19 protein-coding genes are annotated in these 24,572 nt (G+C 47.6%); 9 read left to right on the top strand and 10 right to left on the bottom strand.

The genetic code is table 11. From position 1 onward, the window contains the following. The 6 genes from Q0668_RS04135 to Q0668_RS04160 all read left to right on the top strand — a co-directional run. On the top strand, nucleotides 1–759 hold a 759-nt coding region (locus Q0668_RS04135), incomplete at its 5' end, for a cytochrome c oxidase subunit 3 (protein WP_298860217.1). 85 nt (nucleotides 760–844) lie between these two features. Next, complete coding sequence (locus Q0668_RS04140; RefSeq protein WP_298860219.1) at nucleotides 845–1,255, top strand: cytochrome C oxidase subunit IV family protein; 411 nt, start codon at nucleotides 845–847, stop codon at nucleotides 1,253–1,255. Then, the gene (locus Q0668_RS04145; RefSeq protein WP_298860221.1) at nucleotides 1,245–2,213 is read left to right on the top strand and encodes an ABC transporter ATP-binding protein; all 969 of its coding nucleotides are present in this window, start codon (nucleotides 1,245–1,247) and stop codon (nucleotides 2,211–2,213) included. Before Q0668_RS04140 ends, Q0668_RS04145 begins: the two co-directional genes overlap by 11 nt. Further along, nucleotides 2,210–3,079, top strand: a complete 870-nt coding sequence (locus Q0668_RS04150) for an ABC transporter permease (RefSeq protein WP_298860224.1) — start codon at nucleotides 2,210–2,212, stop codon at nucleotides 3,077–3,079. The genes Q0668_RS04145 and Q0668_RS04150 overlap by 4 nt, the downstream gene beginning before the upstream one ends. A gap of 52 nt (nucleotides 3,080–3,131) precedes the next feature. After that, nucleotides 3,132–4,529, top strand: coding sequence for a DUF420 domain-containing protein (locus Q0668_RS04155; RefSeq protein ID WP_298860227.1), 1,398 nt, complete (start codon nucleotides 3,132–3,134; stop codon nucleotides 4,527–4,529). An 86-nt stretch (nucleotides 4,530–4,615) separates the two neighbouring features. Then, nucleotides 4,616–4,927, top strand: a complete 312-nt coding sequence (locus Q0668_RS04160) for a hypothetical protein (RefSeq protein ID WP_298860230.1) — start codon at nucleotides 4,616–4,618, stop codon at nucleotides 4,925–4,927. Nucleotides 4,928–4,954: 27 nt separating this feature from the next. Here Q0668_RS04160 and Q0668_RS04165 read toward each other — a convergent pair whose 3' ends face one another. Beyond that, nucleotides 4,955–5,869, bottom strand: coding sequence for a hypothetical protein (locus Q0668_RS04165; protein ID WP_298860232.1), 915 nt, complete (start codon nucleotides 5,867–5,869; stop codon nucleotides 4,955–4,957). 314 nt (nucleotides 5,870–6,183) lie between these two features. On the opposite strand from Q0668_RS04165, the gene Q0668_RS04170 reads away from it, so the two are divergent. Further along, nucleotides 6,184–6,504 carry a Dabb family protein gene (locus Q0668_RS04170; RefSeq protein ID WP_298860233.1) on the top strand — a complete coding sequence of 107 codons (321 nt, stop codon included), beginning with the start codon at nucleotides 6,184–6,186 and terminating at the stop codon, nucleotides 6,502–6,504. Between the two features lie 20 nt (nucleotides 6,505–6,524). On the opposite strand, the gene Q0668_RS04175 is transcribed toward Q0668_RS04170, so the two are convergent. The 7 genes from Q0668_RS04175 to hpnC form a co-directional block, all read right to left on the bottom strand. Continuing rightward, nucleotides 6,525–7,301, bottom strand: a complete 777-nt coding sequence (locus Q0668_RS04175; RefSeq protein ID WP_298860235.1) for an ABC transporter ATP-binding protein — start codon at nucleotides 7,299–7,301, stop codon at nucleotides 6,525–6,527. Between the two features lie 12 nt (nucleotides 7,302–7,313). Beyond that, nucleotides 7,314–8,351 carry an iron ABC transporter permease gene (locus Q0668_RS04180; RefSeq protein ID WP_298860238.1) on the bottom strand — a complete coding sequence of 346 codons (1,038 nt, stop codon included), beginning with the start codon at nucleotides 8,349–8,351 and terminating at the stop codon, nucleotides 7,314–7,316. A gap of 24 nt (nucleotides 8,352–8,375) precedes the next feature. Then, a complete protein-coding gene (locus tag Q0668_RS04185) occupies nucleotides 8,376–9,371 on the bottom strand; it encodes an ABC transporter substrate-binding protein (protein ID WP_298860241.1) in 996 nt (331 codons plus the stop codon). Between the two features lie 136 nt (nucleotides 9,372–9,507). Next, entirely contained in the window at nucleotides 9,508–11,826 is a 2,319-nt protein-coding gene (metE, locus tag Q0668_RS04190; RefSeq protein WP_298860244.1) for a 5-methyltetrahydropteroyltriglutamate--homocysteine S-methyltransferase, read from the bottom strand. 745 nt (nucleotides 11,827–12,571) lie between these two features. Further along, complete coding sequence (locus tag Q0668_RS04195; RefSeq protein WP_298860245.1) at nucleotides 12,572–13,651, bottom strand: ribonucleotide-diphosphate reductase subunit beta; 1,080 nt, start codon at nucleotides 13,649–13,651, stop codon at nucleotides 12,572–12,574. A gap of 81 nt (nucleotides 13,652–13,732) precedes the next feature. Then, entirely contained in the window at nucleotides 13,733–16,597 is a 2,865-nt protein-coding gene (locus Q0668_RS04200; RefSeq protein WP_298860248.1) for a ribonucleoside-diphosphate reductase subunit alpha, read from the bottom strand. Nucleotides 16,598–17,406: 809 nt separating this feature from the next. Then, a complete protein-coding gene (gene hpnC, locus Q0668_RS04205) occupies nucleotides 17,407–18,387 on the bottom strand; it encodes a squalene synthase HpnC (protein ID WP_298860251.1) in 981 nt (326 codons plus the stop codon). 320 nt (nucleotides 18,388–18,707) lie between these two features. Here hpnC and der point away from each other — a divergent pair, with 320 nt between their 5' ends. Then, a complete protein-coding gene (gene der, locus Q0668_RS04210) occupies nucleotides 18,708–20,120 on the top strand; it encodes a ribosome biogenesis GTPase Der (protein ID WP_298860254.1) in 1,413 nt (470 codons plus the stop codon). Here der and Q0668_RS04215 read toward each other — a convergent pair. Beyond that, entirely contained in the window at nucleotides 20,115–20,993 is an 879-nt protein-coding gene (locus tag Q0668_RS04215; RefSeq protein WP_298860256.1) for an amidohydrolase family protein, read from the bottom strand. The two genes, der and Q0668_RS04215, sit on opposite strands and share 6 nt — an antisense overlap. Before the next feature lie 159 nt (nucleotides 20,994–21,152). On the opposite strand from Q0668_RS04215, the gene Q0668_RS04220 reads away from it, so the two are divergent. Next, complete coding sequence (locus tag Q0668_RS04220) at nucleotides 21,153–23,000, top strand: hypothetical protein (RefSeq protein ID WP_298860260.1); 1,848 nt, start codon at nucleotides 21,153–21,155, stop codon at nucleotides 22,998–23,000. Nucleotides 23,001–23,036: 36 nt separating this feature from the next. Here the strand turns inward: Q0668_RS04220 and mgtE are convergent, their stop codons facing one another. Beyond that, nucleotides 23,037–24,383: a magnesium transporter gene (mgtE, locus tag Q0668_RS04225; RefSeq protein ID WP_298860263.1), complete on the bottom strand. Its 1,347-nt coding sequence runs from the start codon at nucleotides 24,381–24,383 to the stop codon at nucleotides 23,037–23,039. Nucleotides 24,384–24,572 lie beyond the last annotated feature (189 nt).

Consider the following 24,572-nt stretch of genomic DNA (forward strand, 5'->3'; position numbering starts at 1 on the left):
ATGAAAGCGGAAAACTTTGCCAAAGCGCGACGTTATCTTTGTTTGACGTTTCTACTCGCCTGTGTCTTTTTAGGCATCAAGACATACGAATATTACGGCAAATTTTCACATGATATTCTGCCGGGACATATTCCCGAAACACCACGCATGGCAATCGATAAATCCATGCGGGAAATGAAGCAGGTTGTTGACAGCCGCACGATTGCATTAGCGAATTTCAAACTCCCGGCAAAATCAGAACCTGCGAAAACTGAAGAATCGGTTGAGCTAGCAGGTGTTACTGATGAAAAAACAAAAGAAATCACTCCGCCTGTTGAGATACTGAGACAAAAACTGCAAGCCGAACTGGCAGCGCCAGATACATCCGAGTCACGCAAAAAAGAACTCGTCGCTTTCTTCGCCCTCGAGACCAAATTTCGGGATTTAAATAAACGCGCCCTTAATGAATCAATTACCCTAACAGAAATGAATCAAGAGCTTGATACGCTCAGGAAAAATCCCGACTACGGCGCTTTCCTCGCACCTGTGCATCACCTGCAACCCATAATTTACGGAAACCTGTTTGCCTCCGTTTACTTCCTGCTGACCGGCTTTCACGCTCTGCATGTCGTCATTGGTATGATCATGTTTGTAATTGTGTTGATTCAGGGAAAACGATTATGTGAGAAATGGAATGACTACGTCGAAAATATTGGCTTGTATTGGCACTTTGTTGACCTGGTCTGGATCTTCCTCTTCCCACTGATTTATATTATTTAACCGAGTTAAACCATCTGAGTTCGCGTGTAAAACCACTAACCGCAACAGTCCTGTTTTCTTCTTGAGACCGAGAGTAATCAGTAAGATGTCTGAACAACAATCTCACTCATACGTCAAATATTCCACGATCTTTTTCGCCCTCTGCATCTGCACTGTGCTTTCGATTCTTTTTGATTTCATCGACTTACGCGAAAAAAATTTCCTGGGTTTAAATGGCGTCGTTTTACTGTCCTTAGTGGTACTTTCCATTGCCTGTGCCAAGGCACTGTTCGTCATGATTTATTTCATGCACTTGAAGTTCGAAGGAAGATGGAAGTACGTGCTACTCAGCCCGACGATCATTTTGGCGATGGGACTTACAATTGCAATGACTCCCGATATCGGCATTCATTACTATGTGGATGAATCGCCACAAGTTGACTACCTTAAACAGGCACAGCAGGCAACTCCTGAAAGTGGACCTGCTAACAACGCCGAAAAAAGTCATGTTGAGTAATCCAAAAATCCAGGAAACCATTACCGCATCCCGTATCAGTCTTGCTGAGATTTCCCATAACTATGGTGAACGGCGTGCCCTCAATCAGCTCAGCTTCGAAGTTCGTCCCGCTGAAATCTTTGGCTTACTCGGCCCGAATGGCGGTGGAAAAACAACCCTGTTTCGATTGCTTTCCACTTTACTCCCACTGCAAACCGGCTCTGCAACCATTGCAAACTACGATCTGGCAACACAAGCAACACAGATCCGCAATCTAATTGGAGTCACTTTTCAATCACCCAGTCTGGATGGCAAATTAACCGTGCAGGAAAACTTGAAACATCAGGCACACCTGTATGGAATTTCTGGCGCAGCAATGTGGAACCGTATCGAAAATGCTCTACAACACCTGGGACTGACCGACCGCAAACATGATCTGGCAGACTCCCTCTCAGGCGGTTTGAAACGACGCGTCGAAATTGCGAAAGGTTTATTACACGCGCCACAAGTATTATTACTCGATGAACCCAGCACAGGCCTCGATCCGGGCGCAAGACATGACCTCTGGACATATCTGAAACAGTTACAACAACAAGATGGCGTGACCATTTTAATTACGACGCATTTAATGGAAGAGGCAGAACACTGCGACCGCCTGGGAATTCTTCATCTGGGAGAACTCGTGGCAGTGGGAACTCCCGATGAATTACGCGCGTCCGTCGGCGGCGATTGTTTGACCATTCATTCTGAGAATCTGGACATGCTGCTCGAAAAAATGACAGAGAAGTTCGGCGTCGCTCCCCAGATTGTTAACAACAGCCTGCGATTAGAACATCCACGCGGACACGAATTCCTCAAAGATCTGATCGATGCATTTCCGGAACTTGTCAGCTCAGTTTCACTCGGCAAACCGACATTGGAAGATGTTTTCATTCACGAAACCGGTCATCAATTCTGGCATGAGGAGCAGACGTTATGAATCGACCAACGTCCACATTGCCACTCCCGCCGATCGGGCCATTCAAACGATTTCTATTACCTGTCTTCACGCTCGCACAGCGTGAAATCGTCCGTTTCTTGCGACAAAGAACCCGAGTCACAGGTGCCCTGGTACAGCCGATTCTATTTTGGATTCTGTTCGGGGCAGGCTTGCGAGGTTCTTTCAAGCCACCCGAATGGGCGGCTTCAGGCATGACCTATCAGGAATACTTTTTTCCTGGCGTGACGGTGATGATCTTAATGTTCACAGCCATTTTCTCCACGATCTCGATCATCGAAGATCGAAAAGAAGGCTTCCTGCAAGGTGTATTAGTCTCTCCCATTCCCCGTATCTCTATTGTGCTCGGAAAATTACTCGGGGGTACGATTCTGGCCGTTTTACAAGCTGTCCTGTTTATTTTTCTGGGACCGCTCTTAAAAATTGTGGGATTAGCGCCCGACTTCCAAACGGGAATCACCATAGCCAGTTTGATACCATTGATCCTGTTTCTGTTCCTGCTCGGCTTCAGCCTAACCGCTCTCGGCTATCTGATCGCTTGGCCTATGGAATCCACACAAGGCTTTCACGCGATCATGTCGGTCTTTTTAATGCCAATGTGGTTGCTCTCCGGCTCTTTTTTCCCGGCAGCAGAATCTGGCTGGCTCTCCTGGATCATCCGTGCCAACCCCTTAACGTATGGTGTCACAGGTCTACGCCGCATTCTGGCTCCGGAATCCAGCCTGACCAGCGCACCGGGAAACCCTTCGATGATTGTCTGCCTGACGGTTACGATACTCGTGTGTATAATATATGTAACAATTGCTGTCTGGATGACCCAACAACGATCAACCAGAAATGCTCGATAAGTTAACGCATACAAATATTGAATCATTTGATATCTGAATAAAGAATTTTAGAATGAACGAAACACAACCTACACGACGCATTCCCCGGATTTTTATAGTAGCGCTCTGGCTACTGGTCGCCATCAGTGCTTTTGCCACCTGGAATTTAAAAACCCAGCGTGATCTGGCGCTAGAACAAAGGGAGTTAGAGCAAACGGCTGCCCAAAAGTCAGGCCTTGTTAAGGAAGAAGGACTAACTGGATCAGGCGACATCACAAACGATACTCTCAAAATTGCCAAAGGCCCCATCTGGCCTGAAGAGGGCATCGAAGACTTCTCACTGACGGAACGTAGCGGCCGCACTATAACCAAAAAAGATCTGCTCGGAAAACCATGGGTCGCATGTTTTGTCTTCACACGTTGCGCAGGTCCCTGCCCTCGTGTTTCGCTCCAGTTTTATCAGCTACAGAAAGACTTGAAAGATCTCGATTTCAAGCTGGTCACATTTACCGTCGATCCCAAAAATGATACACCTGAAGTGTTAACACAGTATGCAGAATCGGTGGGCGCAGACCCGAAAAAATGGCTCTTTCTAACGGGTGATCAAAGCAAAATTTATCATCTGATTGAAAAAAGTTTTCTAATGCCCGTTCAGGAAAATACAGGAGCTGCCCGCCAACCCGGTTTCGAAGTCATCCACACCACGAATGTAATGCTGGTCGATAAAAATGGTCGCGTACTCGGAAAATACAACGCCGGCAATGATGAAGAGATGGCGGCACTTAGAAAAGCCGTTAAGAAAGAAATCAAAAAAGACGAAAAGAAATCGAACACGAATAAACCAGAAGAGGATACCAAACCAAAACCAGTGACGCCTCCCCAAGCAGGCATGATTTCACTAAGTCCCTTATTCTCTCACCACATTTCCCGTATGCTCTCCTCGGCCCTGATTGCTCAAACAGATATAGAACCACCAGTCGAAGAGAAAGAGCTCCTCCCGGAGGCAGCCGCTGTGAAGCAGGCCCCTGCCTGGGTCCTACAACTTCCTGCCGTCAATGCCACCTTGAACGGATTAGCGACGATACTACTAATGGTCGGCTATTGGTTCATTCGCAATGGCGAAAAGGAAAAGCATAAAAAAACCATGTTGACCGCGTTTGGAACGTCGATTCTGTTCCTGGTTTTTTATCTGCTCTACCACTTTGCTTTGCAAAGTTACACGGGAAATGCTTCACGGAAATTTGAAGGGGAAGGCGCCATCAGAACCGTGTATTACATCATTCTGATCACGCACGTTGTACTGGCAGCAGCGGTTCCCATACTGGCCTGGGTGACCATTCGTCGCGGGTTGAAAAAACAGTGGGAAGCACACCGCCGCATCGCCAAAATCACGTTTCCGATCTGGCTTTATGTCTCCATTACCGGCGTGGTGATCTATTTTATGCTTTATCACTTTAACGGTAATGCCTGACTGGTGAACACTAATCAGTTTGAATTTCGTACGGTTTTTGTTATCGTTTAAGAGATCATTACAGTTCGTTACAAGAGTTTTTAAACATGTTCAAACGATTCACATTCATTCGATTCTGTTTACTGGCAATCGTGATGCTGGGCTCATTTAGTGCGCCCTCTGCAATCAACAAAGCTGCCGCCTGCCCGATGTGTAAACAGTTGAACGATACCGACGATAATAAACCGCGCGCTTACATGTATAGCATTACATTCATGCTGACCATGCCGGCGATTATCTTCTCCTGTTTCGGTGTCGCCTTTTATCGCATGAATCGCCGGGAACAGGCCACGTTGCTCGAAAACGAAAACAGCCGGAACCCGCATGCGAATGATGCAGATTCCGGCTTGAATGAGTGATCATCAATCAATGGATTGAAAACTAATTCAATTTAATCTTTGTCGGCGTGGTGTATTCCAGACAGTCGCAGCTGACGGAGCGGGAACAAAAGCTCCTTTTGCCGATGCCGTTCTTGCAGGAGAGTCATCATACGCAGATTGTGTTTTGATGTAGGCATTCTGTGACGGAATCGTCTGCCATTCTGAATTAGCCTGTGCTTGCGGCATCTGAAGTACCGCCGGGTTGGGTGCCAATACGGGACCCGAACTCGCATAGGAAGGACTTGTCGTTCCCCCCCAGGCAGCAACAGGTTGCGCTGCCAACGTTGGAGCAAGTGTCGGATACGCTCCTAGATCTAATGAAGTGGAAGACATCGGGGATGGCACCGGAACCGTAGAAGGAACAGGTGTCGTAGAAGGAGTGGAAGGAACCACATAAGGTTGTAGTGTCGGTCCCGAATTCATTATCGAAGGCTGTGCTCCCATACAATCCGTACAAGTCGATTGTGGTGCCATGACTCGAACACGGCGTCTCACTTGATAAGGCTGCCTCACATAACTGGTCTGTTGACGATATTCTGTGCGTGGTACTTGTCGGGTCACCATGCGAGGCACCCAGACTTTCTGCCATCCACCTTCATCCACAGTCACTTTCTGATAGGTCGTTACCGGAACAGTACACGTTTGTGGAACCATCCGGTATTGAGTACAAATAATGTCCTGATAGCAAACGCGTGGACGAGGAGCACAAAGTCTTTGATTGCATAAAGTCCGCGGCGCACATCGTCGGAAATAACGCCTCGCTAATTTTCGGCAGCGATGACCACATCGATTATGTTGTGGATAGAAACATCTGGTACCACACCGATTGAAAAGATTCCGAAACAAATGCGCTTCGGCATCACTCGTAAAAATCAGTAATAAAGATGTTACGACGATAAAATTTCGAACCCAAAGGGACATCGAAAAACTCCTTTTTATGATGTGTGCTAAATGGCACTTCTTTTATTCGTTCCTGTCTCAGACAACAGACACGACCAGGATCTCTGGCCAGAACGAAATTCCCACTGTTCTTATTTATCGGCATAATCGTTAAAGTCTCTTTATCTTAATTTTCGCCATTTACAGAATTCATTACCCCCTCGTTCCCGTGACTTTTAACTCACTTTTTGAGAAGATAGGCAAAGAATCTTCCAAGTCACAAAATAGAAATAAACTCCTAAGACTATATTTGAAAACAACTTAATTAACCGAAGACAATCCAAAGGGATATTCAAATGGCAGAGACGCAACTGGCACACATGGTTTACTTCACACTGCATGATGATTCTCCGGAAGCCAGCGAGGCCCTGGTGCAAGCCTGTCACAAATACTTAAAGAATCATCCGGGAGTACTTTATTTTTCTGCCGGAACCCGGGGAACGGAATTTCTGAGGGATGTGAATGATCAAGAATTTCATGTTGTCTTGAACGTGATATTTGATACCAAAGACTCTCATGATATCTATCAAATTTCCGCAGATCATCTCAAATATATCGCAGAAAATAAGGCGAAGTGGGCGCAGGTTCGCGTCTTCGACAGCTATGTGACCGGCTAAAAAAGATCCGAGGATTCGGATTACAAAACGGGAACAATGAACGGAGTCTGGTACTCCGGATGTGGCAGGACTTTCACTTTGGTCTGATACACATCGGAGAGCCGCTCTTCAGTCAGAACTTCCTCCCCGGTTCCACTAGCCGCAATGCGTCCCTGGCTTAACAACACGATCTGATCTGCAAAACAACTCGCCAGATTCAAATCGTGCAGAGTCAAAATGACGGTCAAATCTCGCTCGTGCGCCAGATTGCGTATCAACGAGAGAATCTCAACCTGATATTTTAAATCCAATCCTGTTGTTGGTTCATCCAGGCAAAGCACCTTAGTCTGTTGCGCCAAGGCACGCGCAATCAACGTACGCCGCCATTCTCCACCGGAAATTTCCGTAATTCTCCTCTGACTCAATTCCGCCAGACCCGTCTGTTGCAATGCTGTTTCAACAATCTCGGTATCTTCTGCCCGGAAGGGTTGAACCCACCCTCGGTGAGAACTGCGGCCCAGTTGTACTGTTTCCTCAACAGTCATCGGCCATTGGGGCGCTTCCATTTGTGGAGAGAGTGCCAGTTTTTGTGCGATCTGTTTCCGCGAAAGCTCATTCACCGCCTGACCTTCCAACAGTACTTTTCCCTGATTGATGATCACCAGATTGAATAAGGCGCGCAATAAAGTTGTTTTCCCGGAACCATTGGGGCCCAGTAAAACGAGAACCTTTCCCGGCTCGATACACAGCGAAATCTGCTTCAAAACTTCCCGTTGTGAATAGCCACAGGATACATTTTCGATTTCAATCTGATTCATAGGTAGTGCCTGTTACTTTGTCTGTTGCCCGCGGCTGATTAAAAGGAACAGAAAAAAGGGACAGCCCATCATGGCCGTCACTATTCCCACGGGTATTTCCGCCGGTGCAATCACGGTTCGCGACAGCGTATCCGCCATGACCATTAATCCAGCGCCCAATAAACAACTGCCCGGAATCAACAATCCATGCCGGGGACCAAGCATGATGCGTGTCATATGAGGCGCCATCAATCCTAAAAAACCAATCACTCCTGATACGGCTACACATGCCGCCGTACACATCGTTGCTGCAACAAGAATGATCACTCGAAATTTTCCAGTAGCCAGACCCAGCGTTAACGCGGTCTCATCACCAAATGAAAGCAGGTCTAATGGACGAGACATGAGCCATATTAATCCTCCGCTGAAAAGTATTACAGGCACAGCCAATCTGATTTCATTCCAGTGTCGCCCCGAAAAACTACCTAACAACCAGTTGAAGATTGTCGCCAGCATTTCATGGTTTAAAAACATGATCAGCGAAACCAGCGCTCCCGTAAAACTGCTCAACGCCATTCCCGCCAGAATCAGTGTGAGCAATGGGGCATTTCGACCGGTTTGACTCAAAGCAGCGATAATAAACACAACACCAACTACAAGTATGGCGCCGATAAACGCAGACAAAATCAACCAGGGAATCTGCCAGGTCGCAGAGAGAATTGAAACGCTGCCCGAGAGACACAGCAGCGCAATCGTCGCGCCCAGCGCAGCACCGGTCGAAGCACCAATCACAAAAGGATCTGCTAAGGGATTCCGAAAAACTCCTTGAAATGCCGCCCCCGCGACAGCCAGACCGCCACCAACACAGGCAGCCAGAATGACGCGTGGCAAACGGATTTCCCAGAGGATTAAACTCATCTGCGAGTCTTCGGAGGGATTCAAAAAATTCTGACGGATCTCGCTGAATGAAAGTTCCACGGCACCCCAGTGAATACCCACCAACAACGCTACCAGCAGGAAGCCTGCGAGCGGTATGATTCGCCAGATCAGAAAAAGTTGTCGGGACTGCATGACCTCAAACGTCCGCTCTGAAAGTTATTGTTCCTGAAATGCTTCAGGGTACAATGCCTGAGCTATTTTTTGTAGTCCCTGTACCACACGCGGACCGGGTCGGGAGATTAAATCATCCTCAATCAGATAAACGCGTTTATTTTTTACGGCATTCATCTGCTTCCAGCCAGGTCGTTGACTCAATTTGAGAAGAGTTGCAGCAGGGTCGGTCGAACCCTCTTTCAACTGAGGTAACAGAATCACTTCCGGATTGCGCAAAATTAACGTTTCCTCGCTGACTTGAGGATAAGCGATTTTTACATCATCGAAAACATTCTTACCACCAGCCAGCTTGATGAGCGCGCCTATAAAAGATGTCGGGCCAGCGGTCATCAACGGCTGATCCCACACCTGATAAAACACAAGTGGCCGACCTTGTTTCTGATATGGCTTCAGCTGATCCTGAATCGCCTTGATCTCCTGGTTCATCTCTCGAATTAACTCGTCTCCCGATTCAACGTGCCCGGTAGATCGAGAGATGCCACGGATCGCCAACTCAATCTCTGCCACTGATTGTGACTCAAATGATAGTACGGGAATCTTCAATTTCGTTAACCGATCGGCTAAGAGCCTATGATAATCTCCACCCAGGAAAACCAGGTCTGGCTTGAGCGCAACCAGCGTTTCCAGACTCACGACACCCGGATCGGAAATGGCAACTTTGTTCAGATCCTTCGTTTCCGCGGGATAGTTGCAGCTTGTAGTACAACCCACCATTTGCGGGCCGGCACCGATGGCATAGAGAATTTCGGTATGGGAGGGCAACAGAGAAATAATGTGTACCGGTTTTTGAGGGATCTCAATTTCCCGTCCGCGATAATCTTTCAAGACTACGGGAAACTCTGAGATGCGCTGCTGATCTGATAACGCAGGCGTCATTTCACTGGAAGCAGGTTTCAGCTCAGTCGTACCGGAACCACAACCTGCACTCCCCCCAAGCATCATCAGAATCAAAAGCAGTCCTGGATTAATTTTCTTCATATCACCATTGGTATCTGATCATCATAGAAATTGAAAGTGGTAGACATGCCTGATTATAACATCAGCCCGGAACGCCCGACAACGAGCATTCCAGAGCTGATCTCAATAGCGTGTACTAAATCACTGCACTGCAGAATTACTGCGCAGGCCTCACTTTTTCACGCAGTGCTTTCGCAGCTTCCACCATGTTTTTCAACGATGGTTTCACTTCTTCCCACTTCCGCGTCTTTAATCCGCAATCCGGATTCACCCAAACCTGTCGGGGCTCCAGTACTTCCAACGCTTTCTCGAGCAGGTTTTCCATCCACTCGACCGTCGGAACACGTGGCGAGTGAATATCATAAACCCCCGGACCAATTTCATTGGGGTATCGGTATTGGACAAACGCATCCAGCAATTCCATATTACTGCGCGAGGTTTCAATAGAAATCACGTCGGCATCCAAAGCGGCAATGGCCTCGATGATATCATTGAACTCCGAATAACACATGTGAGTATGAATTTGCGTCTCGTCTTTCACTCCGGAAGCAGCCAGACGAAAGCTATCAACCGACCATTTCAGATACGCGGCCCAATCGTCACGCAACAAAGGCAACCCCTCGCGTACCGCCGGCTCATCGATTTGAATGATCTTGATGCCATTCTCTTGTAGATCCAGCACTTCATCACGAATCGCCAGCGCAATTTGCTGACAGGTTTCACGACGCGGTTGATCATCTCGCACAAACGACCATTGCAATATGGTTACGGGACCGGTCAACATGCCTTTCATCAATTTCTTTGTACAAGACTGGGCATACTCTGACCATTTCACAGTCATCGCTCCCTTACGCTGAATGTCACCAAAGATCACAGGTGGTTTTACACAACGCGAACCATAACTTTGCACCCAGCCATTCCGGGTGGCAACAAAACCTTCCAGCTGTTCGCCGAAATATTCGACCATGTCATTTCGTTCCGCTTCACCATGCACGAGAACATCTAAGCCCACCTCTTCCTGATATTTGATATCCGCGGCGATACACGTTTTCAAAAACTGCTCATACACGGCATCAGTGAGTTCCCCGTTCTTATAAGCGGCGCGTGCTTTACGAATTTCATCCGTCTGAGGGAACGAGCCGATGGTCGTTGTGGGAAACGCCGGCAGATTCAAAGCAGTCACCTGTACTTTATGCCGCTCTGCATAAGGACTATTGCGAGTCAACATCGATTCGGTCACAGCGCCGCAACGTTGCTTAACCTCCGTTCGATGAACTCGCGGCGAATTGCGTCGTGCATTCAAGGCAGACTTATTCTCTGCCGATTCACGCGCCACACTCTCGCGCCCCTGATTAATAGACTGAGTCAGGATGCCAATTTCTCGCAACTTTTGTTTGGCATACGCCATCCATTGCTTGATCTCAGTATCCAATGTGGTCTCATTGTCCAAATCTACGGGACTATGCAATAAAGAACACGAAGCACCAATCAAAGTTCGCTCAGAGCCAATGCGATCGACTGTCTTTTCGATGAGGGCTAACGATTTTTCGAAATCGTTCTTCCAGATATTGCGACCATCGATGACGCCAATCGAAAGCGAAGTTTCTGCCGGCAGCAGGTCTAATACTTCCTCTAACTGTTCCGGTGCGCGCACCAGATCTATATGCAACGCAGCAACCGGAAGCGAGACCGCTGTTTTTAAATTCTCTCTTAAGTGACCAAAATAGGTAGTCAGAGCAATTTTCAAACCTCCGATTTTTTCCGAAAGCATAGCATACGCCTTTTGATACGCATCGCGCTGCGTTTCCGTCAAATCAAGCACCAGACAAGGTTCATCAATCTGAACCCACTCTGCGCCAGCTGCTGCCAGTTTCGAAAGGACTTCAGTATAAACAGGCAAGAGGCTGTCCAGTAAACTCAATGGATCAACCTGCTCTTCCCATGTCTTGCCGAGTAATAGAAACGAAACTGGTCCCAGGATGACTGGTCGGGTTTCAACTCCCAGCGCTTTGGCTTCAAGATATTCATCCACGGGTTTGGTGGATGACAGCTTAAATTGCTGCTGCGCTTCAAATTCAGGAACCAGGTAATGATAGTTCGTATCAAACCATTTGGTCATCTCCTGCGCAGAAACACCTTCGGTAGATGCGGTAACCGACTTGCCCCCTTTGCCACCACGGGCCATTGCGAAATACGTAGAAGAATCTACATTTCCTCCTGACCAGCCATAACGTTTGGGAATCGCGCCGACCATCGCCGACGTATCGAGCACCTGATCGTACATTGAAAAATCATTGGAAGGAATATGCTCAATGCCCGCAGCCTGTTGTAGCCGCCAGTGTGCAGCTCTTAGTTCACGACAGACCTTTAACAGTTCCGCTCCTTTAATTTTTCCAGACCAGAATTTTCCAACAGCTCGCTTTAATTCACGCTGGGCACCAATACGGGGAAATCCAAGATTTACTGCAATAGCCATGTGTTGGCTCCTTTTATTTTTTCATTGTTATTTTTTTGAAATAGAATTACCGACACAATTCGTTTTTGAATTTGCACACCGGTAGCCTTAACGCATCTGTGAAGTTTTTCGAAACTGCCGCGCGCAACAGGCGCGCAGACCGTAACTGCTTTCACAGATCGTGATATAAAAAAAGGAAACAGACTCTGATCAGATCAAATGATTGATTCAGAGTATTGCACCACTATTCAGACAACGCCCGGTAATATTTGGTTACCGGCTGTGTTGCCGTAACGCGCAGGAGATAACTCCGTTTTCTCACTCAATGAAGACGCAATTCTCAAAACCACATGCGATTGACACTAAAATCAAAGGGGTTTGAGACAGATCGACTCAAGAGCGCGATGCGCGCAACAGGGGTGCAGATTTCAGACTAGGCGCTGGGCAGGCTCGTCTGCGTCTCCAACCCGTCTGTATTCGGGTGAGACATACAGTCGGTCGCACCAATGGACGCGCTGCATATAAAGAGTCATACCTGTTTTCCCATGAAAACGAAAAGGTGAATGGAACCAGGAAATCCAAAAAGGCTCTCTCTCTGTTCCGATTGAGAAAAGACTAACAAGCGAATTGTATCGCGTCAACCTGATCTTCAAAGAATTTACTTGACCCTCCCTCATACAAAAAAGGGACCACGCGAAGTGGTCCCTTTTTTGTATCGTGATAAACCCACAATGTTGATGAGTTCAATTTATTTCTAACTGATGAATCAGTCCCAATTTAAAGAACCGGAACCTTGATATTCTGTCACTCTGGTTTCGAAGAAGTTCTTCTCTTTAGAAAGATCCATCGTTTCACTCATCCAGGGGAAAGGATTCGAAGAACCGTACTGAGCAGGCAAACCAATGCGTTCCATACGACGGTCAGCAATGTGCTGCACATATTCGCGGAACAGGTCGCCATTCAATCCTAGAATTCCTGTAGGCAGGCAATCCTGGGCGTATTCAATTTCTAACTCGGTAGCGTACTTCATACGATCAATAATGATCTGCTGGAATTCAGGAGTCCAGAGTTCCGGATTTTCCTGTTTAATTCCATTGATCAGATCGATACCAAAGTTCAAGTGAATGGTTTCGTCCCGCAGGATGTATTGAAACTGTTCGCCGATTCCCGTCATCATATTACGACGATGGAATGAGAGCACCATCACAAAACCGGTATAGAAGAAGAGTCCTTCCATGATCAAATAATAACCGATCAAATTCTTCAAAAAGGTCTGGGCCCCTTCAAAAGTATCGGTTGTAAAATCGGGATCAAGAATCTCAGATGTCAGCTCCATTTCCAGTTGATCTTTTTTCGCGATCGCGGGAACTTCATGGTACATGTTAAAGATCTCAGACTCATTGAGTCCGAGGCTTTCCACAATGTAGAGGAACGTATGGGAATGCACGGCTTCTTCAAACGCCTGACGCAGCAAATACTGACGACATTCGGCATTGGTTACATGCTTAAAAATAGCCAACACAATGTTGTTCGCCACTAAGCTCTCTGCGGTCGCAAAGAAACCCAGATTTCGCATGATCACAAACCGTTCACCATCGCTGAGCTTGCCGGAACGCCACATCTCGATATCTTTGGTCATTCCAACTTCTGTCGGCATCCAATGATTGGCACAACCATTCAGATAGTGCTCCCACGACCAATTATATTTCAATGGCATCAACTGATTAACGTCTACCTGAGAACAGTTAATCAATCGTTTTTTGTCTGCATTAAAACGCCCCTCTGCAGTATCTTCCAGTGGGGCAGCTGATTTGGATGCAGCGGAATCTGTATTCAAAATTGTCATCATAACACCTTTATGAAATCCATTTTTAATTTAAAATAAGCACACTTGCAGCCAATTGCTGCAGGAAAGCATTACGATTATTTATTGGCACGCTTCGCAGTCACCATCGAGATTACAGGACTCACCGGGAGTGACCATCGTAGCGGGGGGGGCCGGAGCCTCGTCTCGGTCGACTTGAATGTCACCTGAAGCACTTGCGTTTTTCATCCAGCGAGGCTGAATTCCAAACTTGTTGACATCCACAGTTGATTTTTCAACCTGAGTGGCTGCCAGAGTTCGCAAGTAGTAGGTGGTCTTCAATCCACGCTCCCAGGCCAGCATATACATATCATGTAATTTTTTGCCGGAAGGCTCTTCCAAATACAAGTTGAGCGACTGTCCCATATCGATCCATTTCTGGCGATGGGCGGCACACTCAATCGTCCACTTAGGTTCGACTTCGAATGCAGTCAGATAGCGGGCCTTTAAGTAATCGGGGATGCGTTCAATCTCTGAAACAGAACCATCGTAGTATTTGAGAGCTTCCAACATATCTGCGTCCCACAAATTCTCAGCTTTCAGGTCAATCACTAACTGATGATTGACCTGGGTGAACTCGCCGGAAAGGTTGCTCTTCACATACAAATGCTTATAGGAAGGCTCAATCGATTGAGAAACACCGATGATTGTGGAGATGGTAGCTGTAGGAGCAATCGCCATCACGTTACTGTTACGGATCCCATTTTTTGCAAGCGAGTCACGGACCACCTGCCAGTCAAGGCGGGTCTGCCGATCCACTTCAATCGGAACACCACGTTCTTTTTCGTGCAGATCAAGCGTATCGATCGGCAACAGCCCGCGGTCCCACTTGGAACCAGGATAAGACTCATAGCGACCACGCTCTCCCGCTAATTCAGAAGAAGCCAGAATTGCAAAGTAGGAAATGGCTTCCATGCTGGCATCAGCAAACTCAACAGCCTGCATGCTGGCATAACTGATTCCCTGCGCGAGCAGAGCATCCTGGAAACCCATGAGTCCCAAGCCAACAGGACGATGACGGGTATTGGAATTTTTTGCTTCTACTGTCGGATAGTAATTGATATCAATTACGTTATCGAGCATTCGCATCGCAGTCCGAACGGTCTCTTCCAACATTCCCAGATCGAGTTGGCCATCCACAATATGCAGCTTGAGGTTCACCGAACCCAGGTTACAGACAGCCGTTTCATCCTTCGATGTATTCAACAGGATTTCCGTACATAGATTACTGCTGTGAACAACGCCCGCATGATCCTGAGGAGAACGCAGGTTAGAAGGATCTTTCCAGGTAATCCAGGGATGACCAGTTTCGAACACACGCGTCAGCATTTTGCGCCACAATTCGACAGCAGAAATACGACGGAAGAGTTTGATCTCGCCGGTTTCTGTCATCTTTTCGTATTCGGCATAACGGTTTTCGAATGGTTGACCGTAAAGATCATGCAGATCGGGAACATCATTCGGGCTGAATAATGTCCACTCTCCGCCTTCGCGTACACGACGCATAAACAGGTCAGGAATCCAATTCGCCGTATGCATATCGTGGGTGCGTCGTCGATCATCGCCTGTGTTCTTACGCAGGTCGAGGAACTCTTCGACATCCATATGCCACGTTTCCAGATAAGAACAGACGGCACCTTTACGTTTGCCACCTTGATTCACGGCAACAGCGGTATCGTTCACGACTTTCAGGAACGGGATCACGCCCTGGCTCTGCCCATTAGTACCACTAATGTGCGAGTTGGTCGCTCGGATTTGCGTCCAATCATTACCCAGTCCGCCGGCCCACTTCGAGAGCTTGGCATTGTCGGCAACACATTTAAAGATGTGGTCCAGATCGTCGTTGACAGTCGAGAGATAACAGGAACTCAACTGAGGATGCAAAGTCGCAGAGTTAAATAACGTCGGTGTTGCCGATGTGAATCGGAACGTGGAGAGAATGTTATAGAACTCAATAGCTCGTCCGGTCGGATCACCTGGCTCCTGAATGGCTAAGCCCATCGAAACACGCATCCAGAAATACTGAGGTGTTTCAATACGTCGGCCATCAATGTGCAGCAGGTAACGATCAAAAATAGCCTGCAAGCCTAGATACTGGAACAGACGGTCCCGCTTTGGCTCAAGGGCAAGAGCAATTCGATTTAAGTCATATTTCTGCAGATCAGGAGTCAATCGCTTGGCTTCAATTCCGTCATTGAGGAACTGTGGGAAACGATCGACGTATAGCTGATTCAGCTCATTGACGTCAGCGGGAGCATTTCCCAGTGCATCATTGTAGATAATCTTCAGCATCAGTCGCGAAGCAACCGTATCGTAAGCAGGATCGCGTTCGATGCGGGTCCGGGCAGCCAGAATCATGGCGCGATACAATTCTTCGACAGAAATGCCATCAAAGATGGAACGCATAACTTCTTCAAGTAATGCTTCAGCAGAACAGTCGCCTTCCAGTCCACGACAGGCATCAGAAAGTCGAGCTAAAATGCGGGCTTCATCGAAGGGAACCTTCGTTCCATCCATGAGAATCACATGAAAGCGGGGAGCCGTCGATTTGATCTCTTCAACGTCTTCCACAAGCTCAGTAGATGAGGCTCGTAAAGCACGCATTTTGGCGCGATCGGCACGGTAAACAATATAGCGACGTGCAATACGATAATGTCCCTGCCGCATCAGCGTCATCTCGACGACGTCCTGAATCTTTTCGACTTCAATACCAGCATCGCTACTGGCTGCTGCAGCGATTTCGTTCGCAACCGACTCGACCATTTCCGGAATTTCCATCCGGATTTCATCATCGAGGGGCTGACTGTCTGCAAGATTCAGTTCTGCGCGAAATGCGTTAGAGATTGCACGACCGATCAACGAAGCGTCAAATGAGGCCGTTCTACCTCCACGCTTTGTGACGATCCATTCTGTTTGCGCTCGAATCATTCGATTGCCTCCTTTAAAATGGAATGCTAAAAATTAGGGCTGCGTCCATGCCGACAACAGCTTGATGTATTCAAACAGGAATGCGGTGAGACAATGGGAATTGCACACACTGCTTCCATAATAAATGGTGCTCTCGCGCCAGGATTGGTATTACAGAAAACATAGGGAACATAAAGAGGCTGGAGCAGACAGACAAAATCACCTTGGTGCATGAACTGGCAACTCCTTTTGCTCTTAAGAACCCTCACGGTTCTGAAATTCGATTTTTGAATACCATCTGAAGTGAGAGCTAATGATCCATCAAAACCAGTGGGGCAGGTTTTTCGAGAGACATTGAGGCACCTTTCGCGCTCTTACCAGAGACTGAAATACAGGCCGCATCTATTCAAAAAAACACTACTCTAAAGTTTGGTAAATCATACTCAAATTGCGACCCAGAACGAAACATATGAACATTGTTTCCACTGAATCACTTACTCACGACACCCAATATAGTGTGTATATCTCGGCAGTCAATACTAAATGTTGGACATCGTCAAAAGTTGTTAAGAATCATTAACAAGACTCTGAAAAACACTATATTTGTAGAAATTACACACAATATTAATAAAAATTCAATCGATAGATCATGAAAAAAATCAAAAGAATTCTTTCTCAATTTGCTAATCCGCAAAGTCAAGAAAGCCTCTTCAGTTTCCACGAAGGCGCCATGTTATAAGAAAACAAAACGGTGAATTCCGCGAGGATCACAAGAACCTGAAATTACACATACTGTGAAGAAAGCATGAAGAAAGCATGAAGAAATTCTGCTAGTTTCTGCTCACCATACGCAAAAGCCGCCTCAGAAAACTTTGCAATAGCAAGAGCGTAAAATCGAAACGGGAAACAACGGGGCGTTTTTTCCAGACATCGAATTGCAACCCTTCGATGCGATCCAAAATCTTCAAACCGCCTTGCGCAAACAAATCGATATCCATTTGCAAACGACCGGGCAGATGAGGTACCAGCGGCAGACCATCCAGAAGAAACTGCCGCGCTCGATGCACTTCAAACTGCATCAGTTTCTCAAAGTGCTCGTTATACTCATTTCTCTCCAAATGCGCCCTGGTATAGCCAAATCGCTGGCAATCATCCACAGGCAGATAAACGCGCCCGATGGCAAAATCACGCGAAACATCCTGCCAGAAATTTGCTAATTGCAGTCCGGTACAAATCGAATCAGACCATGCCAGTGTATGCGGCGAGACTGTCCGACAAAGATGAAGCACGAGCCGTCCGACGGGATTGGCACTCTTTTGACAATACTCCAGGAGTTGCTCAAAAGTCTGGTACTCACAAAGTCGTTGATCCTGCTCAAACGCCTGAATCAAATCTTCGAACGCCTGTTGCGGCAAATCAAACTCAACGATAGTCGGTTTCAAAGCCACAAACACGGGATGCAGACGCATGTCAGGAGACCGCTGATCGTCGCCCTTAGGAGTACCGGAAATCACCTGATAACAGTGCTCTAATTGCGACCGCCACCAGTTCAGCAGCGTCAATGAGGCATCCGCCCCCTGAACTTCATCGCCCAGATCGTCGGCCCAACGACAAAAGGCATACACGTTAAAAAAATGGGAACGCAATTCACGAGGCAAAGCCCAGCTGACAACGGGAAAATTTTCATAATGTCCCAGAGCAACCTTGCGACAGTAGTGCTGAGCCTGTTTCAGGCTGACAGGAGCATCCGTTCCCTGAAAATAGGAAGATTCGGGCCCCCAAGTCGTCAATTCTTGTTCAAATACTGCCATTTAGCCGGAAGTTCCCAAACGCATAGCCCTAGTTGATTAACAATCCTCTACTAACTGGATAACCTGTAGAAATATGACTTTGTCGATTAAAGTGCCCAGATCCTGAAAATGGCCTGCAGAGTTCTGTAAACTGCCGCCTGACATAAGCACTGACTTGCTGAATAGCATACAATACCAAAAATTCGAAATCGACGGGCGCTCAACATATTCTGATACGACCACACTCTGGGATACAAGCCCTTTGTCTGGAAATCAAGAGAGCGAACCAAATCCCGTCTGATTCAAACTGCAAAAGAGATCTTGAGAGAAGCGTGTAAACCATGGCCATACCAAAAATTGCTATCGTGGGACGTCCCAATGTTGGCAAAAGTTCGATTTTCAACTGGCTTGCAGGACATCGTGTTGCCATCGTCGACCCGACGGCGGGCGTCACCCGCGATCGTGTTACCTACATGGTTCACGAAGGGGACCGTTATTTTGAACTGGTTGACACGGGTGGAATCGGCATTACCGACAGTGATGATTTATCGGAAGATATTGAACGCCAGATTCAGGTAGGAATTGAGGAAGCAGATCTGATCCTGTTTGTTGTCGATGGTACAATGGGTGTTGCCCATCTGGATGAAGAAGTCGCTCAGAGATTACGGTCAATAGAAAAACCGAAAATCCTGTGTATCAATAAATGCGACTCGACAAAAACAGATGACGAAGCAGCTCAGTTTTTCCGTCTCACCAAAGCCCCCGTGGTCTTGACAAGTGTGAAAGGAAACCGAAACCGAAACGAGTTGCTCGAAGCCGTTCTCGAAAACTTACCCCCAGCCGAAGAGCTAGAAGACAATGAAGGCGAAGCGCTTTCTGCTGATCCCGAACTAAAAATCGCCATCGTAGGCCGTCGTAATGTCGGCAAAAGCACATTTATCAACGCGCTGGCCGAATCAGAACGAATGATTGTCAGCGAAGTGGCAGGCACAACACGCGACAGTGTTGATATTCGTTTTGAGTTCGACGACAAATCGTTTCTCGCCATCGATACGCCCGGCGTTCGTAAACGAAAAAGCCTGGCCAATGATATTGAATTTTATGGATTAACAAGGGCCAAACGCAGCATCCGTCGCGCCAATGTCGTGATGATGTTTTTTGATTCGCAAGAGACCATCTCCAGAGTCGACAAACAACTGGTTGCAGAAATTGAAGAAAACTACAAACCCTGTATTTTCGTCATCAACAAATGGGATCTGGGCCGCGACAAGAAAATGACTTCCGAAAAGTGGGATGAATATTTGACGTCTCATTTCAAGACCATGCGACACGCTCCCGTCGCGTTTGTGACTGCCCGCGATTCGCGCAATATCAAGCAGGTTGTCAACCTGGCACAAACGATTTACAAGCAATCGCGGATTCGCGTTTCGACCGGTCGATTGAATAAAATCGTCCGGGCAGCGATCCAGAATCATCAGCCCCCCCATTCAAAAAACAGGCGTCCCAAAATCTTTTACGCGACTCAGGTCGCTACTGAACCACCGACGATCGTCCTGAAATGTAACGATTCAAAGCTGTTTACAGAGTCCTGGAAACGCTATCTCAGCGGCGTCCTGCGGGAACAACTCCCTTTCAAAGAAATCCCCATCAAACTGTACTATCGATCCAAAGAACTCAGAGGTGAGTCGATGCCCAGTCTGGATATGGTTGAAAGTGACGAGTTTCTGGAAGACTTTTCTCAGGAAAAATCATAACGGCTCCAAGCCATAAAAGGTGAACGCGTTATCGTGAAACAGTTTTCTCTGAAATGATTCGGGACGTTCTTGCACAACCCATCTCAAAGCATGGAACCATGATTCAAATGTCGCGGTCAATGTGCAGACAGGCCAGTCACCACCAAAGAAAACGCGATCTTCCCCAAACGTATCCAGGCAGAAATCAATATTTTCTTTTAAATCAGCCGGCTGCCACGCGCCGCCTGTTGCCGTCACCACGATACCCGAAATCTTGCACACAACCTGCTCCCGCTCTGCCAAAAGTCGCAGGCCTTCTTCCCAGGCAGGACGAGCGTTCTGCTCATTCGGCTGCACGCTCATATTGCCGCAGTGATCGACAACAAAACGGGTTTTTGGGCATGCATCGACCAGCTCTACCGCGTCTCTGATTTCCTCTGGCCGCATACACAAGTCGAAGCACAATCCAAGTTCACCTAAAAGTTTGATATTCGATTTGAACTGCGGCGTGAGACACATGCCTTGCGGACGGTCCGGGTCGTGCAGCACTGTTCTGACCCCCTTTAAAAACGGATTCCCGGCAAACTCTTCGAGATAGCGGCCAAAGCTGGCTTCACCCGGCTGGCCACCAATGACGGCACCAGACATCGGATTGTCCGCCTGACTGCATAGGTCAAGCACATACCGGGCTTCCTGTTGCTGAAAGTCCGGATGAACATTCACTTCCATATATACGGTCTGGTTAATCTGACAATTCCGCGTGGCTTCTAAGTAATCTACCATCAAAAAACTGCGACGTAGCGGAGCAACACTGGGAAATTCCAGCCACGGTACTTGAAACTGTTCCAAATCCCACAGATGCTGGTGCGTATCGATCACGGGGTTTTGATGCATGGCCGTCCTTCCTTCAAAAAAAAGAATTCTCTGCTGTTTTTACATAGATGAGAGACTCATTGCAAATCAGATTTCATCTAGTTTACGCTGGCATTGCAGGGTTCAATACGTTAGAAGTGAGCTTTACCCGACGAATATTTTCGACGAAATCATAGCTCGATGCAACCTTCCTCAATTCAGCAAAAACCCCAGACAGAATACGATAAACGGCTCGAAAGCCGAGCGAGTAACGTACGAGTACTGGCAAAACAGAGCGATCATTTTTCAAGCCTGAGAGGCATCGCTTTTCTGGCTGCCGTGGCGCTGTTGATGGCATCGACGATCTGGGGCCTGCTGAGCCTGAAATGGCTCTGGTTCCCAATTCTGGCGTTTGTAATACTCATTATTTTACACGCGCGCTGTGTACGACGTTTGAAACAGGCCCGACAGGCAGAAGCTTATTATCGAACTTCCATTGACCGACTGAATGATAAATGGATTGATGTCCGGCCAACCGGTGAGGAATATTTTGATCCTCAACACATGTATGCCGGTGACCTGGATCTTCTGGGAACTGGTTCACTTTTTCAGCTCATTTGCAGTGCACGCACAAAACTGGGTGAGGAAACTCTGGCCCGCTGGTTGCTTTCCCCCGCTTCCACAAAGGAAATCAAAGAGCGACAACAGGCCGTTGAGGAACTTCGTAATGAGTTAGATTTTCGTGAAGAACTGGAATTACTCGAAGCAGAAACTCACAGCGAAATCGAGCAGACCCATTTAGCAGAATGGGTTCAACAGCCACTCACAACGATTCCCGCCCCTTTGAAATGGGCATCCATGATCACAGGCATCCTGGCTGCACTATCCGTCATTAGCTGGGTGTGTTCGTATTCGGGCATCGCTCCCATTTGTGTAGCCATTATCATTCAAGTCTGCCTCTTATTTTTTATCGGACCTCAAATCCGTGAGTTGCTTAATCAGACCGACGAAGTTCGTAATGGTTTATCAGTGCTTTCTGATGTCTTGTTTCTAATTGAACAACGACAATTTGAGTCTCCCCATTTAACAGAAATTATTTCCGCTTTAAAAACAGACGGTATCCCCCCTTCGCGAAGTATTGCACAGTTACGCAGACAAATTCAGGGTCTCAACAACTGCTTTCGCAACCAGTTTTCCGCACCATTGGCGGTTTTGCTGGGAATCCCCTTTCACTATGTTAATGCCATCCAGCGCTGGCTGATGCAAGTGGGCCCCCATTGTCCCCAATGGCTGTCGGCTGTCGGAGAGTTTGAAGCACTCTGCTCGCTGGCTGGCTATGCTTACGAACATCCGCACGATCCGTTTCCTGAGATTGTTGAAATCGAAGCAGGCCCACGATTTGAAGGATCAAAATTAGGGCACCCGCTGATCCCCCTTGATCAGGTCGTCCGCAATGATGTTACATTAAATCCTGAAAACCGGCTGCTCATGATCAGCGGCTCGAATATGTCAGGCAAAAGCACCTTGATGCGAACCGTGGGGACGAACTTTGTACTCGCGATGTCCGGTGCCCCTGTCAGGGCATCCCGTTTGACAGTTTCGCCGATGCAAGCGGGAACAGCCATGCGGGTTCAGGATTCGCTTCAACAGGGAGCCTCGCTGTTCTATCAGTCTGTGGCGCGACTTTCCGCTGTAGTCCATCTGGCAGATCACGCACTGCCTGTTTTGTTTCTCCTGGATGAAATCCTGCAGGGTACTAATTCCCACGACCGCCGCATCGGTGCGCAGAGTGTGATCGAAACCCTGATCAAACGGGGCAGTATTGGAATCGTGACGACTCACGATCTCGCTCTGACTGAAATTACCGCTCAGTTTGGTGATCAGGCAAAGAATGTGCACTTCGAGGACCAGTTAGTCGATGGCAAAATGACGTTTGATTACCGAATGCAACCGGGTGTTGTTGAGCACAGCAACGCTCTGGAACTGATGAAAATGATGGGGATCGTGCTGAAAGAAATCGACATCAAAACCGACCAGAACGGGGCCTGAGATCGTAAGACATCCTCATGCTGGAAGTCCTCGTTTTCAGCTTACCAGCGCCATGGCGACTTGAAAGTAGATGATCAACCCGAGGATATCAACCAGTGCTGTAATAAAGGGATTGGACATTAATGCCGGGTCCATCCCCAAATGTCGGAACACCATTGGCAACATCCCCCCCGCTGAGATGCCGATTAATACCACTAAAAAGACAGCCAGTCCTACAACGGTTGCCTGAATCATTTGAGTAGTAAAAGCCAGCGCGACGGCAAAGCTGATCAGAGCCAATGCGCCTCCCAGCAACACACCCAGTTGAATCTCTTTACGCAACAATGCAGTCAGATCGCCTTTATCAATATTCGTCTCCAGCGCCATCGCCCGAATGATTAACGTCGCTGATTGTGAACCGGCATTACCACCGCTGGCAAGAATTAGAGGAATAAATAAAACCAGCCATTCATACCTGTCTGAAATTCCTTCGTAATGCTGTAAAACTTTCGCAGCTAAAAAAGAGGGCACCAGCAAAAAAATCAGCCAGCCAATCCGTTTCTGAATGACGGTCTTAAGTGAAGTAGAGAGATAGCTGTCTTCCAATGGTTCGACCGCCGCCAGACGATAAGTATCCTCGGTGGCCTCTTCCTGCATAATATCGATTGCGTCATCGTGCGTGACAATGCCAACCAGTTGATTTTGATTATCGACAACTGGAATCGCCACAAAGTCATACTTTGCCATTTGCTGCGCAACATATTCCTGGTCATCATCCACGCGCACAGAAATCACATCCCGATTAATCAACTCTGAAAGTGGCCTTGTCGGTCGGGCGAAGATCAACTCGCGTAATGAAACGATGCCCTGCAGCCGACGACCTTCATCGACGACATAAATATACCAAATAATTTCGCTGTCAGGAGCCTGGTGTCTCAACTTCTCCAATGCCTGAGCGACTGAAATATCTTCAGGCAGAGAAGCATACTCTGTCGTCATGATGGCGCCGGCACTATCTTCCGGATAGGAAAGCAGCTTACGAATGTCGCTGCGCTCAGCTTGCGCGATCAAAGGTAACAGCTCTTCAACGTGCTCATCATCCATTCGCGATAACAGGTCAACCCGGTCATCAGGAGCCATCTCTTCAATCAATTTCGATAGTGGTCCGCGTTCAACGACACCCACAATTTCCATTTGTTGCGGCAAATCCAGAAACTGAAATATTTCTGCCTGCTTCTCAAGGCTGCTGCAGGAAAGAACGCGCCAGACATCCTGACTTTCAAGCTCAGCAAGAATTTCCGCAGTTACGGCGGGATAGAGGGCATCACAAAATTCCTGGATGCCGGTTGTATCGTTCTCAGCCAGCAGCACTTGAAGTTCTGGCAGCATTAATCGCCCATACATTGTTGATGCCCCTTTCTCTAAAAGATGTTGTTATATCAACAAACATCTCTCGGGCGAATTGCCTGTCTGAATCTCGAACACGATTGCGAATCTATCAGAAAATTACCATAAAAAAACACCCTCACTGGGAAACGTCGCCAGTCAGGGTGTCGATGACTTCATGCAGACAATGCGATTAAGTATTGTCTG

Source organism: uncultured Gimesia sp., from assembly GCF_937910335.1.
Lineage (GTDB): Bacteria > Planctomycetota > Planctomycetia > Planctomycetales > Planctomycetaceae > Gimesia.

Bases quoted from the DNA above. Each gene is read 5' to 3' on its own strand.
- Q0668_RS04185 (WP_298860241.1), bottom strand. From the start codon at position 9,371: ATGAAGAAAATTAATCCAGGACTGCTTTTGATTCTGATGATGCTTGGG.
- Q0668_RS04180 (WP_298860238.1), bottom strand. From the start codon at position 8,351: ATGCAGTCCCGACAACTTTTTCTGATCTGGCGAATCATACCGCTCGCA.
- metE (WP_298860244.1), bottom strand. From the start codon at position 11,826: ATGGCTATTGCAGTAAATCTTGGATTTCCCCGTATTGGTGCCCAGCGT.
- Q0668_RS04170 (WP_298860233.1), top strand. From the start codon at position 6,184: ATGGCAGAGACGCAACTGGCACACATGGTTTACTTCACACTGCATGAT.
- hpnC (WP_298860251.1), bottom strand. From the start codon at position 18,387: ATGGCAGTATTTGAACAAGAATTGACGACTTGGGGGCCCGAATCTTCC.
- Q0668_RS04165 (WP_298860232.1), bottom strand. From the start codon at position 5,869: ATGTCCCTTTGGGTTCGAAATTTTATCGTCGTAACATCTTTATTACTG.
- Q0668_RS04140 (WP_298860219.1), top strand. From the start codon at position 845: ATGTCTGAACAACAATCTCACTCATACGTCAAATATTCCACGATCTTT.
- Q0668_RS04145 (WP_298860221.1), top strand. From the start codon at position 1,245: ATGTTGAGTAATCCAAAAATCCAGGAAACCATTACCGCATCCCGTATC.
- der (WP_298860254.1), top strand. From the start codon at position 18,708: ATGGCCATACCAAAAATTGCTATCGTGGGACGTCCCAATGTTGGCAAA.
- Q0668_RS04150 (WP_298860224.1), top strand. From the start codon at position 2,210: ATGAATCGACCAACGTCCACATTGCCACTCCCGCCGATCGGGCCATTC.
- Q0668_RS04200 (WP_298860248.1), bottom strand. From the start codon at position 16,597: ATGATTCGAGCGCAAACAGAATGGATCGTCACAAAGCGTGGAGGTAGA.
- Q0668_RS04155 (WP_298860227.1), top strand. From the start codon at position 3,132: ATGAACGAAACACAACCTACACGACGCATTCCCCGGATTTTTATAGTA.
- mgtE (WP_298860263.1), bottom strand. From the start codon at position 24,383: ATGTATGGGCGATTAATGCTGCCAGAACTTCAAGTGCTGCTGGCTGAG.
- Q0668_RS04220 (WP_298860260.1), top strand. From the start codon at position 21,153: ATGCAACCTTCCTCAATTCAGCAAAAACCCCAGACAGAATACGATAAA.
- Q0668_RS04215 (WP_298860256.1), bottom strand. From the start codon at position 20,993: ATGCATCAAAACCCCGTGATCGATACGCACCAGCATCTGTGGGATTTG.
- Q0668_RS04160 (WP_298860230.1), top strand. From the start codon at position 4,616: ATGTTCAAACGATTCACATTCATTCGATTCTGTTTACTGGCAATCGTG.
- Q0668_RS04195 (WP_298860245.1), bottom strand. From the start codon at position 13,651: ATGACAATTTTGAATACAGATTCCGCTGCATCCAAATCAGCTGCCCCA.
- Q0668_RS04175 (WP_298860235.1), bottom strand. From the start codon at position 7,301: ATGAATCAGATTGAAATCGAAAATGTATCCTGTGGCTATTCACAACGG.